This is a genomic window from Adlercreutzia sp. ZJ304, from assembly GCF_011039075.1.
Taxonomy (GTDB): domain Bacteria; phylum Actinomycetota; class Coriobacteriia; order Coriobacteriales; family Eggerthellaceae; genus Adlercreutzia_A.
The window spans coordinates 37,915-53,494 of record NZ_JAAKEG010000006.1 but is presented as its reverse complement, the minus strand read 5'-3'; the positions used below and the strand labels follow the sequence as shown (position 1 = coordinate 53,494).

Genomic DNA, 15,580 nt, shown 5'->3' with positions numbered 1-15,580 from the left:
TAGGTTACAGCAATATAACTTGTTTTGTTTCATATTGGAAATGCTAATAATCAAATAACAGTAGCTTATGTTGCGATAGCAAATACGATGCTATTGTTTAATCATCCCTAACAGGGGATTCATGTAATGCGGGGGTGCCGTTGTTGCTGCCGCGCGAGGCGGGCTGGAGTTGAGGTGAGAGGCAGCTCCAAACTCGGCAACATCCATTGTGCTCCGCCGATTTTCGGGGAGGAAAAATGTCTACAGATGTTCAAAGGCCGCGTTATTCTGCGGCAAAATCTTGGGCTGTTGCGCTTATCTGTTTTGCTATGGCTGTTGTATTTATTGCTGTACGTTTTAAAGTTGCTCCGACAATGGTTGACCTTATGACTCAATTTAACATAGGTACGGCTGCTGGCGGTTGGCTTATGTCGGTTACTACATTTGCCGGCATTATTCTAGCTATTCCAACAGGCATGATTATGCTGAAGTTTGGACCTATTAAAATTACTGTAGTTGCTATTGTTGTGACGCTTGTTTCGACAATTGTCGGAGTTTTTGCGCCGTCGTTTGAAGTTCTTCTGGCTACACGTATTTTTGAGGGACTTGGAACTTCGCTTGTTTCAATTTGCATGCCAGCAATTATTGCTCCATGGTTTCCAAAAGAAAAACTTGGTTTTCCAATGTCTATTTTCTCGACGTTTGTTGGTGTTGGCATGCTCATCATCTTAAACGCAGCTGTTCCGCTTATGACAACTTTTGGCGGCGGATGGCGTACTGTATGGTGGTTCTCAGCAATTATTCTTGCTGTGGTATCTATAGCCTTTTTAGTTTATGTTCGTATGCCAAAAGTTCCTTTCAATGTGGACGATGACGAAATCCACGAAATGAAGGATTCTGAAAATGCCGCACTTGGTTCTGCAAAGGATTTCTTTGAAGCTTTGAAGAATGTTAAAGCATGGACAGTTATTCTTTGTATGACGGTGTTTGCTATCTGCTCTGGCAGTATTCTTACTTATGCACCGACGTTTATGAATCTGCAACTTGGTATTGAAATTGGTACGGCAAACAGCCTGAGCAGTATCATGAATATTGCCATGATTGCTGGCGGATTCATTATGGGTGTGGTACTAAACAAAGGCAAGAAGCATTGGGGTATCATCCTTGTGATTAGCTGTGTGTTATCTGCTATTGCTTTTACGACAGAATACATGTTCACTGCTGCGACAGCATTGCTTTATATGATTGTCGCTGGTCTTATCTTCCAAATGATTCCTGCTTGTACTTTCACGATGACACCGGCTTGTGCGAATCGGCCTGCTGTTGTTGGTGTGCTGATGGCTCTCTTTACTTTTGCTGAGAATATCGGCGCAGCGATTGGCCCAGCTGTTACAGGCGCGATGATTGAATCAACGCCGGGGACCTTTGTTTGGATGAATGCAACACCGTTTTTGGCAATACTTGGTGTTTCGGCAATTGTTTTAAGTATCGCTTATATGGTTCTAGACAAGAAGCAGAAAGAGCAGAAGGCTTCAGCTGCGGATGCTGATTAACCTACGTTGAGAACAGCGTGGTGTTTGCAATATTAATAACTTTTTGATGCTTATTGATCCGTATTTGCGTTTTCGCAAATACGGCTCTAGCTTGAAAGAAAGGTGTATGTCGATGACTGAAAATAAACCATGGAAAGAGGTTCTTGACGATGGCACTACCGTCATAAGAACCAATGCATGGTCGCCTCCCGGATGTCATCCGGTTGGATGCGGCATAAAGGCATTCGTTAAAGATGGAAAACTTTTAAAAATCGAAGGTGATCCTAATCACCCTATAACAAAAGGTCGTTTGTGCCCGAGATGTCTTGCGTTGAAAGAGTATGTCTATCATCCTGATCGCATCACGTATCCGATGAAAAGGGCACGTGAAGATCGCGGTCTTGATAAATGGGAGCGCATCACATGGGATGAGGCGTGGAGCCTGATCAAAACCGAAACAGAAAGAATCAAAGAAAAATACGGTCCCGAAGGTATTGTTGTATTTGAAGGAACAGGTCGCCAGCCCACAAAGACAATTCATCCGTTTTCGACTGGAACTCTAGGCACGCCAAACATTGCGTACACTCAGAGTGGGTGGTCATGTTATGGTCCAAGAGTTACCATTACCGGATTTGTATTTGGAGCGGGCATTCCCGAGATAGACTATGCAGGAGGTACTCCTCTTCGCTACGATGACCCGGATTTTGTCTTGCCGAAATACATCACTATATGGGGTAAGGCTCCTCTTGAGTCTCTGGCCGATGGATTTTGGGGATATTCAATTGTTGAGATGGCTAAACGTGGCACTAAACTGATAACTATAGATCCCTGTATACGTTGGCTGGGAACGAAGGCTGAGTATAATCTACAGCTCCGTCCCGGTACCGATGCTGCTCTAGGTCTTGGACTGCTGCACGTTATCATCAATGAAGATCTTTATGACCATGATTTTGTTGAAAAATGGTGCTATGGTTTTGACGAACTAGTAGAACGTGTAAATGAGCATTCTGTTGAATGGGCTGCTGAGATTACCGGATGCGATGCGGAAGATATTCGTGCTGTGGCGCGTATTCTTGCAACTGAGCACCCAAATAGTTTCACATGGGGTCTTGCCATGGATCAGAATCCAAACGGGCAACAAGCTGCTCATGCAATGATGGCGATTGTTGCTCTTACTGGAGACTTTGATGTTCCGGGCGGTACTTATGTAGGCGTATTCAACGATCGTAACAATGAAGTTGGTGGACGTTTGCCAGCTGAGTTGATGGCTAAAGCGGTCGGTGTTGATGAATATCCAGCTCTGCCGGCGTTATTGGAAAACGCTCATCCTGACATTATGCTTGAGTGTCTTGAAACGGATAAACCGTACCCTATTCGTATGGCATGGTATTACAGTACCAACCTAATTGCACCGACTAATTCTGCTCAGCCGCATCGATGGCATGATGCTTTACAGCAGAAAATGGAGTTTGCTGTAGCTACAGATCTTTTTATGACTCCGACAACTATGGCTTTAGCAGATCTATTTCTTCCTCTTGCGACGTTTCTTGAGCAGGATGGTATGGTAGCACCACACTACGAGATGAACCCCGGTAGTATTTTTGCTATTAACAAGGCGATTAGCGTTGATGAATGCAAATCTGATGTTGAGATTATGTTGCACATGGGGCATATGCTTAACCCTGAAGGATGGGAAGGGATAGAGAAGCCAACGGATTTTTGGGCTAATGGACTTGCTAGAGATGAGGATATCTCTTACGAACAGCTGAAAGAACAGACATATTACTTGCCCGGTTTGGTTTATCGTAAGCACGAGAAAGGTCTTTTGCGTCCAGATGGTCAACCTGGATTTAATACTCCAACAGGTCTAGTTGAGTTGTACTCGACGATCTTCGAGCATTTTGGAGAAGATCCACTACCGTACTATATGGAACCGGCATTCTCTCCGATTTCGCGCCCCGATCTAGCGAAAAAATATCCTCTGACTTTGACAACAGGAAAACGCAAAATCACGTCTTTCCACTCCGAGCATCGTCAGATTCCATCTCTTCGATCCATCGATGAAGATCCTATTGCAACAATTCATCCTGATACTGCTGCTAAATATCACTTGAAAGACGGGGATTGGATTTGGATTGAAAACGATTGGGGACGTGCAAAAGAGCGCGTTGAAGTTTCACCGATTGTTTTGCCATATGTTGTTAGTGCTTCGCATGGCTGGTGGTATCCAGAGGAAGATGGTGAAGAGCCGAATCTTTACGGAAACTGGAAGTCAAATATCAATAATCTCATTCCGCACAAAGTTATAGGCAAGCTCGGTTTTGGTGCTCCGTACAAGAGTGGTGTTCCTTGTCGAATTTATCTTGCGGAAACGGAATAAGAGGAGCCATAAATGGAATATGGGCTATTAATTCATTTTGAGTGGTGTACTGGTTGTCATGCATGTGAAGTTGCTTGTCGAAATGAGCATGATTTCCCTATTGGCAAATATGGTATCAAGCTCACGGAGCAAGGTCCTTGGCAGTACGGAAAGAACGACTGGGAATGGGATTATGTTCCCATTACTACTAATCTATGTGATATGTGCAAAGATCGAATTGATGCTGGAGAGAAGCCGGCGTGCGTTCATCATTGTATGGCAGAGGTTATGGATTTCGGAACCAAAGAGGAGATTCTCAAAAAATCGGCTGAGCTTAAAGGGAAATGTATGGTGCTATTCAATAATAAGTAGCATAGTTTCTGTATTGTGCAATTTTGTGAGTAGAGCAACGCTGCGTCATTTTAATATTTGAGGTTGCTAATGTTTGAGGTTGCGGGATACTGATTTTACCGTATGTCTATTGATTTATCCCCTGTGATTGGATTACGTAACAGGTCAGAAGGTAATTCTTCTGACCTGTTTAAGTATGCACACTGGCGGGTCTTCTTTATGTCAGACATTTTGACGTGATACTTATTGTATCGTTTGCAAGGTGTTGCATCCCATTCGATAACTAAGCTATTTTCCTAGCAAGTGTCGAATGGCGGCTATGGGGTGTTTGGAAATCATGCGCGGACCGGAGAAGCGCATAACGGTGCAGATACGTTCTCGTTCGGACGCTTGATAGCATCGGTTCTCGCAGTTTTCACAGGAAGTTTTTACATCCATCTTGCGGCAATTTTGCGTGCGCGCTACGGCATAGGCATCTAGCTCGGCGCATTCCGCACATATTGCTTCGCCGCAGTATGCGGTTTTGCTGCGCATAGCAGCGCTGTGATTCTTCGCGCAATAAATAGCAATCATTTGAGATATAGTACGCATTTCGCGTTTGCGACGCTTTGCCGTTTGGGGCGTATCGCTATTATGTGGGGCATTATTCATGTCGCGAATTATAACAAAGCTCGTTTGGGGTCGTGCCCGATAGCTAACTAAAAGGAAGCCTCCCTATGACGGCTTCCTTTTGCCAATAACGTGCCCTGCCCATGCAGCCAGCGCACACACTAAAGGAATAGTTAGCAACACAACCCACGCTGGGTGTGGCTGGTTAAGCACAAATGCCATGTAGCAAAACCAAGCTATGGCACCTGTTGAATATAAGCCGCTTACTAGGGAACTTATGCTGCGCGTTCCTATAAAAGTGCCTATTATGTAGTAGATCGGTATTGTGAACACGATAAACAATCCCTGCAGCCACATATTTGTTGCAAGCCCGATAAGTATATAAGCCAGAATTGCTAATACAGGAAAAGGAAAGCGCATCCACGCCTTAGCGACGGGCGATTTTTTGTCACCTTTGCAGTTGGTGTACTGCGGAAATTCTTTGTGAAAATCTTTTAAGTTGTCGTAGTGCTGGTCGTTGACGTGAATGCCGTCCCAGCCAACATGTACCGTGTCTCCCTTTTTGCTGTCTATTACATGTATTCCTTCATGGCTTATGCTTACGTGATCTCTTCCGTCTCGAACAAATATTCCATCAGGACCTATATGGAAATTGTCCTTTTTGTCTTCGGAATTTTCGGAATTGCTTTTGCTTTCGTTTTCGCTTTGTGCGTTTGGTTCGCCTGCTTCGGTATCGGCGCTACCAGTCGCATTTTCTGTGCTTTCATTATGTGCATCTACGTCAATGCTATCGTCGTTTTCAACGGCGGCATCTTGGATTTCTGCATATAGTAAGTCGTCTAGCGATACGCCATATAAATTTGCCAATGCTATTAGATTATCTGTATCGGGAGACGATTCCGATCTTTCCCATTTTGAAACTGCTTGTCTTGTAACACCTAGCTTTTCTGCAAGTGCTTCTTGTGAAAGTCCAGCTGCGCGACGTCTGCGTGCTAGCCTGTTCGCTACGTCTACGTTCATTCTCTAAATTCCTTCCGTTTGTGCCATCGAAAAGCAAGGTTAGACGAAAAGTTATAGGTTGCGCTATAAATTCTAGTTGGAATTTTATAGCAAATATTGGTTGCTAATCCCAGCGTAGGTGCACTATGGGGTAATTATCATGATTCCTGCACTGTATTAAAACAGCTGATATTTACTCAATTTCTATGCGTTCAAAGAAGCTTTTATCAACGCCGCATATTGGACATACGAAATCGTCGGGCAATTCATCTACATATTCAATATGTCCGCATAATGTGCATCTCCAAGCATGGCGTGTGCTTTTTGCCGGTTCTTGTGGCTCTTGTGATTCTTGCGGCTCTTGCGCCTGCACCTGCACCTGCGTCTGCGATTGCGGTTCAGTCTTCTTTTCGATGGGCTGATAATTAGCGGCTTTTGGCGGAGTTTTCCCACGCAAAACATTGCGATAGTAACTGTAAGTTATGGGCGAATCGTCAGATATTTTGCGCGCCTCTCTCACCTTTCCAACGAATAGCAGATGCGACCCAGCATCAATAGTTTGCTGCACTTCAATAGAAAAATTGGCAACGGTCATCTGCGTTATGCAGGGCAATTCCTTGGAATCAAGTTCGTATTCTGCAGATTCAAACTTGTCAATATCTAGGCTGCTGTGAAATCCGAACGCGCCTATTAGATCCATCGTGCAAGTTTCGCTTAGCACACTGACAGTAAACATGCCAGTTTCTTGAATGGCAGCAGTTGTCGCATTCAGCTTGTTTAGTGAAACGCACACCAGTGCCGGCTCGCTTGCAATTTGCTGAAATGTATTAGCCACGCAGCCGACTTTACGCCCAGCCCCGTTTTTTGACGAAATGATGAATAATCCATAGCTAAGAGTATGGAAAGCTTTGCGATCTATCATATTTTCCTCCCGAAATTACATAACTTATTAAGTGTTGGCTTGTTTGTGTCCCTCTTAGCAGTTCTTTTTAGCATTTTACGGTAGAATCTGCTGAAATGCATTCGAAAGGAAAGCGAATCAAATGATATCCGGAGATATGGAAAAACTGTATCCGTCAGCCAAAACGCTGGTGAAAGAACATATAGCTAGCCGCATCTTTGAGCAAGATGGCAGCGTGTATGACTTTTCTGAAAGCGCACAGCAATGTGCGGGCGATTTCATGGGCTGGGCGCGCTTGGGCAGTAAGCCTCAGTGCGATGTCGTGCAACTTATGAAATTTGCTGACGAAGTAATTGCCGAGGGAATAGAGTCGGTTGTGTTGCTGGGTCAGGGTGGTTCAACTCAGGCACCTATGACCATTACAAAATACAACAAGCCCGACAATAACCGAGTGTTGTTTAAAACCTTGGATAGCGATTCTCCTGTGCGTATGCGTGCTATGTTCGCATCGTGCAATCCAAAGAACACGCTTTTCATAGTAAGCAGCAAAAGTGGCGGCACGATAGAGCCGCGCACGCAGCTACGCGCCATTCGCGAACATTTTAGCGAGGCGCTAGGGCCTGATTTCCCAAAGCATCTTGTGGCTATAACCGATCCGGGCACCGAATTGGAAAAGCTGGCGCGCGAAGAAGGTTGGCGTGCGGTATTTTTGGGCGAGCCGTCTGTTGGCGGTCGCTTCAGCGCTCTTTCGGTGTTTGGGCTTTTGCCCGCAGCGCTGGTTGGTATAGATTTGAACGATTTTTTGGCGCATGCATGCGAAGCCGAGCGTCGTTGTAGTGAAGATGCCATAGACAATCCGGCTGTTAATTTAGCGGCGTTTTTGTTTGACAATTTCTGTCAGGGGCGCAACAAGTTCAGCTTCCTTACGCCTAAACGCGGGCGTGTATTAGGTCTTTGGATTGAACAGTTGGTGGCGGAAAGCTTAGGTAAGGGCGGACAGGGCATTCTGCCTAATATCGAGATTGACACGTTGCTTCTGACGGAAGATCCGGGCGATAGGTCGGTAATTATGTACAAGACCGAAACCGATCTGTGGGATGAAAGTCGCAATTTCGAAATGAGTTTAGCCTACATCGACCCGAACATTCCGCGTCAAAATTACCGCATCAAGAATGTGAACGAACTTGCTGAGCATTTTGTGATGTGGGAATACGCCATAGCAATGTGCGGCTATTTAATGCGCGTTTGTCCGTTCGATCAGCCCGACGTGGCTTCCACGAAAGCTGCGGTAGTGAAAATTCTTGACGAAGGAATTTCTGATCCCGATTATGTAGAAACTTTCACATCTGGTTTAGATATGGGTCTTGTCGAAGTGCGCCAGTCGCACAACTTGAAAAGCCGCACGCATTTGCGCAGCACGCTTTATGGTCTGATAGACGGCATATTGCCGGGCGACTATTTTGCTCTGAATGCGTTTTTGCCGTTTACCGGTGAAGGTAGGCGCGAGGCGCTAGAATGCATTCGCCATGATATAGCTGAGGCGTTTGGCATAGTGTCGTGCTTAGAGGTGGGACCGCGTTATTTGCATTCTACGGGGCAGCTTCAAAAGGGCGGTCCAGATTGTGGCGTGTTTTTGATACTTTCAGCTGACGAACTGAAGGATATTCAGTTGCCCGCCGATTCGCAAGCGCCTTCACTTGGCAGCTTGGCAAAGGCGCAAGCTGTGGGCGATGCGCTTACGTTGGCAGATCGCGGTAGGCGAGTGGTGCATCTGCATCTTCCCGATAATTCAGCGGTTACACTTCGTATGCTTGCTGCGGTTATAGCTGACGTAATAGGTGAAGTTTTGGTAAATCGCGAATTGGAATTCGCCGAAGATATAGACGAGTTTTCCGATGATGCGCTGGCAAATGCGGCGGAGGCTGATGTGCTTGCTTAGTGCGCTTGATATATGGGTAAAAGGCATAGTGCAAGGGGTGGGTTTTCGCCCCTTTGTTTATAGGTTGGCAAAGCGCTATCTTGTGAATGGATGGGTGCTGAACAGCGCTGATGGTGTGCATATACACGCCGAGGGCGAAGAAAAGCTGGTGGATGAATTTGTGCTGGCTATTTCAGATAGCGCGCCCGCTGCCGCGCAAATAACTGAAATAGAAATGCACGAGGTTCCAATAGAGGGTTACAATTCGTTTGAAATTCGCACGTCGGATGCGTCTGCGGAAGGGGAGCGCACACTTGTGTCTCCCGATTTAGCTACTTGTGCCGATTGCGAACGTGAATTGTTTGATCCGGAAGATAGGCGTTTTCGTTATCCGTTTATAAATTGTACGAATTGCGGTCCGCGCTTCACTATCATAGACTCGCTTCCATACGATCGTGCGTCTACTAGCATGCGTGAATTTAAAATGTGCGATGAATGCGCTGCGGAATATGCCAACCCGGTTGATCGTCGCTTTCACGCGCAGCCTGATGCGTGCTTTGATTGCGGTCCTTGCGTTTCATGGTATGTGCCCTTGTCCGATTCTGGCGATGCGGAAGGGCTACGTTCAGAAGTTGCGCAGCCCTCACTTCACTCTTTCGGCTCTGATAACCCAGAAGTGCTACGTTCAGAAGCTTCGCAGCCTTCACTTCGCCCCTCTGGGTCATCAGATGCGGTGTTTGCGGCAGCGGTTGATATGCTCTGCGACGGCAAAATACTAGCTGTAAAGGGTTTGGGCGGTTTTCACTTGGTGTGTGATGCAAATAACGCGCAGGCTGTTGCTGAATTGCGTCGGCGCAAGCGGCGTCCCGCCAAAGCATTTGCGGTTATGTGCAGTCGTCTAGACGATGTGCGTGCAATTTGCCAAGTGAACGACTCCGAACGAAAACTTCTTGAAGGTAGTCAACGCCCAATAGTGCTGTTGCGCAAGTTGCCCGGCATAAAAACTCCTAAGGGCATAGCTGATGGTTTGCCTGAATTAGGGGTTATGCTGCCTTATACGCCTGTGCAGCATATTCTTCTGAATGATTTTTGTGCAGCTTATTCGCGTTTGAGAGCAAAAGGCGCGCAGCGCAGCGGGCAGGGCACCAGTGTTCCCATGTTGGTTATGACTAGCGGGAATCTGCATGACGAACCAATAGTAATAAATGATGAAGAAGCCTACGAAAAACTTGCAGGTATAGCCGATGCGTTTCTTGGCAATAATCGCGAAATTTTATCGCGATTCGACGATTCTGTTGTTCGCGTCATAAATACTGGCGATTCCGATGCTATACAGTTCGTGCGTCGAGCGCGCGGATTTGCTCCTATGCCTATTTCGCTGCCGCCTTCGCAAGCGTCGCGCGAAGACGACTCGGTAATTTTCGCCACAGGACCAGAGCAGAAAAACACGTTCACATTCGTGCGCGGTGCAGATGCATTCGTGTCGCAGCATATAGGCGATGTGGAAAATGCGGAAACTTTTGATGCATGGCTGCAAGCAAAGGCGCGCTATGAAAAGCTATTCGATCTTGCCGCAACTGCGCTAGCATGCGATATGCATCCTGAATATATCACTTCCAAATGGGCGCATGAGCAATCCGAAAAATGCGATTTACCGTTAACGCTTGTGCAGCACCACCATGCGCACATAGTAGCGGCTATGGCGGAAAACGGTTTGTCGGATGCGGTGTGCGGAATTGCGTTTGACGGCACCGGGTACGGACCTGATGGTGCCATTTGGGGCGGCGAAGTGTTGTTGTCAAATTTGAGTGCATTTGAGCGATTCGCCAATTTTGCATATGTGCCTATGCCCGGAGGTCAGGCATGCGTAAAGCATCCGCTGCGCATGGCATACGGTATTTTGTGGGAATTTGATTTGCTGGAACACCCCGGGGCGCAATTTGCGCTTCAAGCGCTTGGCGCCGAACAGGCAAAAGTATGCGAAACCATGATAGAAAACGGGCTGAATACGCCCTATACATCGTCGGTCGGTCGTCTGTTCGATGCTGTAAGTGCGCTTTTGGGAATTTGCACCGAGCCTACCTATGAAGGTGAGCCAGCCATAATGTTAGAGGCGGCAATAAACTTCACCACCTCTGAAAATTCCGATAACGCTGCTTATGAAATTGCAGTTGTTAAAAATACAGCTACAGCACAAAGTACAGCCCAAGACACATCTGTAGTTTTGCTAGATGCCGAACCCGCCATTCGCGCCTTATTGGACGACTTTGCCGCAGGCGTTGCTGTGTCTATAATTGCGCGGCGTTTTCATGATGCGATTGTTGATGCGGTTGTAACTGTTGCGCAACTTGTAGCAGCTACTTATGACATACAAACTGTGGTGTTATCGGGTGGCGTATTTATGAATCGCTATCTGATAGAGCATTCGTTGGCGGCAATACAGCGTGAAGGTTTTACGGTTGCAATCAATCGCGATTTACCGCCAAACGATGGTTGTATATCTCTTGGACAGGCTATAGTGGCAAGCAAGAGTTAGCAAATGTATTAGCCTAGTGCGAATGAAGCGCCAGAATGAGGCGACGTATTTCATTCGCACTAACAACTAGTAATATCTATAGTACGCAGCACAGCTTCCTTCGCTACTAACCATGCATGGACCAATGGGGTTTTCCGGTGTGCACACTTTGCGAAACAGCGGGCATTCGTCGGGGCGCATGTGCGCACGCAACACGTCTCCGCAGCGGCATCCGGCATGTTCTACGGTAGGCTCTACTTCAGGCTGGAAGCGCTGCATAGCATCAAATTCCGCAAATTCGTCGCGAAGTTTATAGCCGCTGCCATCTATCGGTCCTAATCCGCGCCATGTTGCGGTACATGTTTCAAACACTTCATCTATGGCTGCCAGCGCCACCGTATTTCCTTCAGACATTACGCCGCGCGCATAAGCTATTTCTATGTCAGATCGCCCTTCGTACAGCTGCCGCACAATCATAGCTATACCCTGCAGAATGTCATTTGGCTCAAACCCGGTTATAACCCCCGGTATTCCATATTTTTGCGCCAAAAACTTGTACGGTTCAGCGCCGATTATGGTGCTAACGTGTCCCGGCAAAATAAGGGCATCTATGTGCAGCTGAGGGTCGGCAACTATGGCTTCTAGCGCTCCGGGCATATTTTTATGTGCGCCGTACACGGTAAAGTTATGAAGCCCCATAGCCTTTGCGCGCTTTATTGCCATGGCGGTTAGCGGTGTTGTGGTTTCAAACCCCACGCCTACAAAAATTACTTGCGAAGTTGGGTTTTCTTGCGCTAGACGCAGCGCATCAAGCGGGGAATACACTATACGCACATCGCGCCCGGCGGCTTGTTCGGCTAAAAGGCTGCTTGTAGAGCCCGGCACGCGCGTCATGTCGCCGAAGGTGGCTATTATTGCACCCGGTACGCGCGTCAGCGCTATTACCTTGTCTATATCGTGGTTTGACGTAACGCATACGGGACATCCCGGACCAGATGACAATTTCACCCCGTCTGGCAACAAATTGCGTATGCCATTGCGCGCAATTGAAACCGTGTGTGTGCCGCACACTTCCATTAGTGTTGCGCCGCTTTTTGGCGCTAGTTCGCGAATGGCATCAATTAGCCCGTGTGCAAGTTGCGGGTCTTTGAATGCTGCTAGTTCGGTTTGCATATCGTCCATGTTATTCACCACGTTTGGGAACATCGCCGAATTCTGCTGCAAATTCCATAGCCAAACTTGCGCCGTGCACAACGGTGCCGGTGCTGTTGTCTTCATTGCTAATGCCAATGCCGCCAGATGCTTCCGCGCTTAAATCTTCAGCTGCCAATTCTGGGAATTCGCGAATTAAATCTATTGTTTCTTGTGCAAATTGCTCGTCTACAACTTCTATCGCAAAACCTGCGTGTACAAGCACGTAGTCTCCCACATTGGCTTGCGGGGTTAGATCGAGCGATATTTGGCGCTGCACTCCAAGTATGTCAACTTCGGCTAACCTATCTGCATCTAGCCGTGTAACTTTTGCCGGTATTGCAAGACACATACGCTATCCTCCTGCATTCATTGTTTAATACATGATAGCCTCAATCGCCGAATTGGTAGAATGACTACGCTTATAAATCGGCATAAGTCGGAAAGGAAGTTAAATGACTCGTCGCGCAATAACGCCGGGAACGTTCGATCCTATAACCCATGGGCACCTAGATATTATTACGCGCGCATCATCGCTTATGGATGAGGTTATTGTGGCGGTAGCGGCATCTGCTGGAAAACACCCGCTGTTCAGTTTAGAAGAACGCACGCGGCTGGTACGCGAAGCCACTAGTCATCTTCCCAATGTTAAGGTAGAGCCATTTTCGAATTTGCTGGTCGATTTTGCGCGTGAACGCGATGCGAAGGTTATCGTAAAGGGTTTGCGCGCTATAACCGACTTTGAGTACGAGTTTCAGATGAATGCGCTAAACAATCAGCTTTACTACGAACTTGAAACTATATTCATAATGAGTCCGCCGGAATTTATGTATCTTTCATCTTCCATTGTGCGCGAAATGGCATCGCTAGGTGGAGATGTGGCGCAGTTCGTACCCGAATGCGTGCAGCAAGCGTTGCGCAAGAAATTTTCTGCGGTGCAGTAGTTGCAGTAGTGTTGTCGTTGCTGGAGTACAATTGACATGTGCACTCTGCAATCCGATGCAAGAGGAAAGCGTATATGAAACTGAATCCTGTAGTTATTGTGCCAACTTTTATAACATCAAGCCGGCGGCGCGGTGAAGTGAAAGGCGTTGTGGCTAACTACGACCATACCACCGATATAAACGAGCCCGGTGAATTGGGGCGCTGCTTAGAGTCGTTGCAAAATGTGGAAGATTTAGGCGTGGTTATAGTGCTGGTGGCAGCAGACCACAATATTGAAGCCGATGCAGTGAAGAAAGTTCACAATACGGTAGCGCAGTACCCGCAGTTAAGTGTGGTTGTTGCCGGTTCGGTTGAACTGGGGCTTGTTAGGCAGCGGATGGATCAGCTGGGAATAGATGGCGTAACAACGCAAGTGGGTTTGCGCGGTTATGGCGCAATACGCAATTTCGGTCTTGTGCTGGCTGATGTGCTTGGTTTTGATGCTGTCGTTTTTGTTGACGATGATGAAATAATTGACGATCCGGCTTTCTTGAAAAAGGCAATGTATGGCTTGGGTAAGCTTACAAAAAAGGGCATTCCTATTCTGGCGAAGACGGGCTATTACTTAAACGATCAGGGAAGTTTTTTGTCGAAGTGGGAAGATAAGTGGTACAACCGCTTCTGGCAACAAGGCAGGGTTTTTAACCAATGGATTCGTAGCGCCATGCAAGGACCGCGCATTAGCCGCAGTAACCATGTGTGCGGTGGCTGTTTGGCTATACATAAGGAGGCTTTCAAGCGGCTTTCCTTCGATCCGTGGATTCCGCGTGGCGAAGATCTGGACTACATGCTAAACCTTCGCATGTACGGTAGCGATATATGGTTTGACAATCAGTGGCAAGTTCGCCATTTGCCGCCTTCGGGCAAAAGCGAAGGTAATCGCTTCCGGCAAGATATTTTCCGCTGGATGTACGAGCACGACAAAATGGAATACAGCAATTCGCTTATTGACCTACAAAAAATAACAGCGCAGTCGCTTTTGCCTTATCCGGGTCCGTTTCTTGAAAACGGATTGCGCAGGCGCATTCGCCTAACTGCAATTTTAAGAAGTTTTGGACGACCTGATAAAAAGGCTTACAGGGCAGCTGCGCGTGTGGCGGCAGGCGAAGCTACACGTTATGCGCAGGAAAATTGCACCAAGTATTTTGAATTCCAATACATTTGGTCCGACATTATAAGTGCGCTAGATTCTGACCGAACGCTTACATCGGCTGTGGTGAATTCTAGTTTAGAGCACGGGCTTTCCGAAGCACATCCGATAGATGCGGGACTAACCAGTGAAATTCGGCTAGATATAGCGGAATAGTGTAAACATTGATAGTGAGAATATTAGCTTAGGATGATTTCTGCCGTTTCCATACTAGCTTCGCTTATTGTTGGGCTTGTTATCGGTGTGCTTTCGGGCATGCTAGGCATAGGTGGTGGCACCATAATGATCCCTGTTTTTAAGCTGGGGTTCGGCATGGCACCAGCGATGTGTGCAGCTACATCGTTATTTGCCGTAGTTCTTACGGCAATTTCGGGCAGCATTACTCATATACGCAATAAAACGTGCGTGCCTAAGTTAGGATTGGCGCTAGGGCTGGGCGGCGCGGCAACTTCACCGCTTGGAGTATGGCTTGGTGCTATATCGCCCGATTGGGCAATTATGGTGGCGGCAACTTTGGTTATAGCGTATTCGGCTATAACGATGTTTCAGAAGGCTTGGAAGATGAAGCCTGCTAAGGCGGGGCAAATAGACGCTAAAATTTCTGCACCTTCTGATAGCGAATCTGCTGCGGATGAATCTGCTGCGGATGAATCTGCTAGCGAATCTGCTGCCGCTGAATCTGCCGCAGATGAATCTACTGCCGACCCTGCAATATCGGCGCGCGAAATGGCAATAGGTGTGTGCATAGGTATTGTGGCTGGTGTGGCTTCTGGCTATGTGGGCATAGGCGGCGGTTTTCTAATGGTTCCCATGCTGATGCAGCTGCTGAAGCTGCCGATGCGCCTTACTTCGGGAACATCGCTTCTGGCAGTTATGATCTTGCCTATTCCCGGCGTAATAATGCAAGGGTTTTATGGAAATGTGAATTGGATAGCGGGAATCCTTGTGTCTCTTGGCACTGTGCCGGGCGCTTTTATTGGTGCCCGTTTAATCAATCGCATTCACGAACGTGCGCTACGTTTTCTTTTTAGTGGCTTTCTTATGGTGGCTGCTATTTTGTTATTGGTGGATCAGCTGTACGCATTGTAGGAG

General features: G+C 47.2%; 12 protein-coding genes and 1 pseudogene. 8 read left to right on the top strand and 5 right to left on the bottom strand.

Annotated features, from left to right (window positions below; translation table 11 throughout):
- Positions 1-236 precede the first annotated feature (236 nt).
- The 3 genes from G7Y46_RS04495 to G7Y46_RS04485 all read left to right on the top strand — a co-directional run bounded on the left by G7Y46_RS04495 (position 237) and on the right by G7Y46_RS04485 (position 4,242).
- Positions 237-1,532 (top strand): MFS transporter, encoded by a 1,296-nt coding sequence (locus tag G7Y46_RS04495; RefSeq protein ID WP_165252780.1) that lies wholly within the window; start codon positions 237-239, stop codon positions 1,530-1,532.
- Between the two features lie 112 nt (positions 1,533-1,644).
- Positions 1,645-3,891, top strand: coding sequence for a molybdopterin-dependent oxidoreductase (locus tag G7Y46_RS04490; RefSeq protein WP_165062345.1), 2,247 nt, complete (start codon positions 1,645-1,647; stop codon positions 3,889-3,891).
- 12 nt (positions 3,892-3,903) lie between these two features.
- Entirely contained in the window at positions 3,904-4,242 is a 339-nt protein-coding gene (locus G7Y46_RS04485; protein ID WP_165062346.1) for a 4Fe-4S dicluster domain-containing protein, read from the top strand.
- A 267-nt stretch (positions 4,243-4,509) separates the two neighbouring features.
- On the opposite strand, the gene G7Y46_RS04480 is transcribed toward G7Y46_RS04485, so the two are convergent.
- From G7Y46_RS04480 to G7Y46_RS04470, 3 genes are all read right to left on the bottom strand, one after another.
- Entirely contained in the window at positions 4,510-4,872 is a 363-nt protein-coding gene (locus tag G7Y46_RS04480; protein WP_165252779.1) for a nitrous oxide-stimulated promoter family protein, read from the bottom strand.
- A gap of 63 nt (positions 4,873-4,935) precedes the next feature.
- The gene (locus G7Y46_RS04475; RefSeq protein ID WP_165252778.1) at positions 4,936-5,850 is read right to left on the bottom strand and encodes a helix-turn-helix domain-containing protein; all 915 of its coding nucleotides are present in this window, start codon (positions 5,848-5,850) and stop codon (positions 4,936-4,938) included.
- Between the two features lie 172 nt (positions 5,851-6,022).
- Positions 6,023-6,751 carry a flavin reductase gene (locus G7Y46_RS04470; RefSeq protein WP_165252776.1) on the bottom strand — a complete coding sequence of 243 codons (729 nt, stop codon included), beginning with the start codon at positions 6,749-6,751 and terminating at the stop codon, positions 6,023-6,025.
- 121 nt (positions 6,752-6,872) lie between these two features.
- Here G7Y46_RS04470 and G7Y46_RS04465 point away from each other — a divergent pair, with 121 nt between their 5' ends.
- Positions 6,873-8,669, top strand: a complete 1,797-nt coding sequence (locus tag G7Y46_RS04465; protein ID WP_165252774.1) for a glucose-6-phosphate isomerase — start codon at positions 6,873-6,875, stop codon at positions 8,667-8,669.
- Positions 8,662-11,184: a carbamoyltransferase HypF gene (gene hypF / locus G7Y46_RS04460; RefSeq protein ID WP_165252941.1), complete on the top strand. Its 2,523-nt coding sequence runs from the start codon at positions 8,662-8,664 to the stop codon at positions 11,182-11,184. Before G7Y46_RS04465 ends, hypF begins: the two co-directional genes overlap by 8 nt.
- 66 nt (positions 11,185-11,250) lie before the next feature.
- Here hypF and hypD read toward each other — a convergent pair whose 3' ends face one another.
- Together hypD and G7Y46_RS09135 are read right to left on the bottom strand one after the other, a co-directional pair.
- Positions 11,251-12,345, bottom strand: a complete 1,095-nt coding sequence (gene hypD, locus G7Y46_RS04455) for a hydrogenase formation protein HypD (protein WP_165252772.1) — start codon at positions 12,343-12,345, stop codon at positions 11,251-11,253.
- Positions 12,346-12,475: 130 nt separating this feature from the next.
- A pseudogene (locus G7Y46_RS09135) lies at positions 12,476-12,706 on the bottom strand (HypC/HybG/HupF family hydrogenase formation chaperone); the annotation flags it as partial.
- Between the two features lie 103 nt (positions 12,707-12,809).
- Here G7Y46_RS09135 and coaD point away from each other — a divergent pair.
- The 3 genes from coaD to G7Y46_RS04435 all read left to right on the top strand — a co-directional run bounded on the left by coaD (position 12,810) and on the right by G7Y46_RS04435 (position 15,577).
- A complete protein-coding gene (coaD, locus tag G7Y46_RS04445) occupies positions 12,810-13,298 on the top strand; it encodes a pantetheine-phosphate adenylyltransferase (RefSeq protein WP_165062353.1) in 489 nt (162 codons plus the stop codon).
- A gap of 74 nt (positions 13,299-13,372) precedes the next feature.
- Positions 13,373-14,644 carry a glycosyltransferase gene (locus tag G7Y46_RS04440; protein ID WP_346773615.1) on the top strand — a complete coding sequence of 424 codons (1,272 nt, stop codon included), beginning with the start codon at positions 13,373-13,375 and terminating at the stop codon, positions 14,642-14,644.
- Between the two features lie 33 nt (positions 14,645-14,677).
- Positions 14,678-15,577 carry a sulfite exporter TauE/SafE family protein gene (locus G7Y46_RS04435; RefSeq protein ID WP_165252766.1) on the top strand — a complete coding sequence of 300 codons (900 nt, stop codon included), beginning with the start codon at positions 14,678-14,680 and terminating at the stop codon, positions 15,575-15,577.
- The last annotated feature ends 3 nt before the right edge of the window (positions 15,578-15,580 follow it).

Excerpts from the sequence above, each read along its gene's own strand:
- G7Y46_RS04475 (WP_165252778.1), bottom strand. The coding sequence starts at position 5,850 with ATGAACGTAGACGTAGCGAACAGGCTAGCACGCAGACGTCGCGCAGCT.
- G7Y46_RS04490 (WP_165062345.1), top strand. The coding sequence starts at position 1,645 with ATGACTGAAAATAAACCATGGAAAGAGGTTCTTGACGATGGCACTACC.
- hypD (WP_165252772.1), bottom strand. The coding sequence starts at position 12,345 with ATGGACGATATGCAAACCGAACTAGCAGCATTCAAAGACCCGCAACTT.
- G7Y46_RS04465 (WP_165252774.1), top strand. The coding sequence starts at position 6,873 with ATGATATCCGGAGATATGGAAAAACTGTATCCGTCAGCCAAAACGCTG.
- coaD (WP_165062353.1), top strand. The coding sequence starts at position 12,810 with ATGACTCGTCGCGCAATAACGCCGGGAACGTTCGATCCTATAACCCAT.
- G7Y46_RS04440 (WP_346773615.1), top strand. The coding sequence starts at position 13,373 with ATGAAACTGAATCCTGTAGTTATTGTGCCAACTTTTATAACATCAAGC.
- G7Y46_RS04435 (WP_165252766.1), top strand. The coding sequence starts at position 14,678 with ATGATTTCTGCCGTTTCCATACTAGCTTCGCTTATTGTTGGGCTTGTT.
- G7Y46_RS04470 (WP_165252776.1), bottom strand. The coding sequence starts at position 6,751 with ATGATAGATCGCAAAGCTTTCCATACTCTTAGCTATGGATTATTCATC.
- G7Y46_RS04485 (WP_165062346.1), top strand. The coding sequence starts at position 3,904 with ATGGAATATGGGCTATTAATTCATTTTGAGTGGTGTACTGGTTGTCAT.
- G7Y46_RS04495 (WP_165252780.1), top strand. The coding sequence starts at position 237 with ATGTCTACAGATGTTCAAAGGCCGCGTTATTCTGCGGCAAAATCTTGG.
- G7Y46_RS04480 (WP_165252779.1), bottom strand. The coding sequence starts at position 4,872 with ATGAATAATGCCCCACATAATAGCGATACGCCCCAAACGGCAAAGCGT.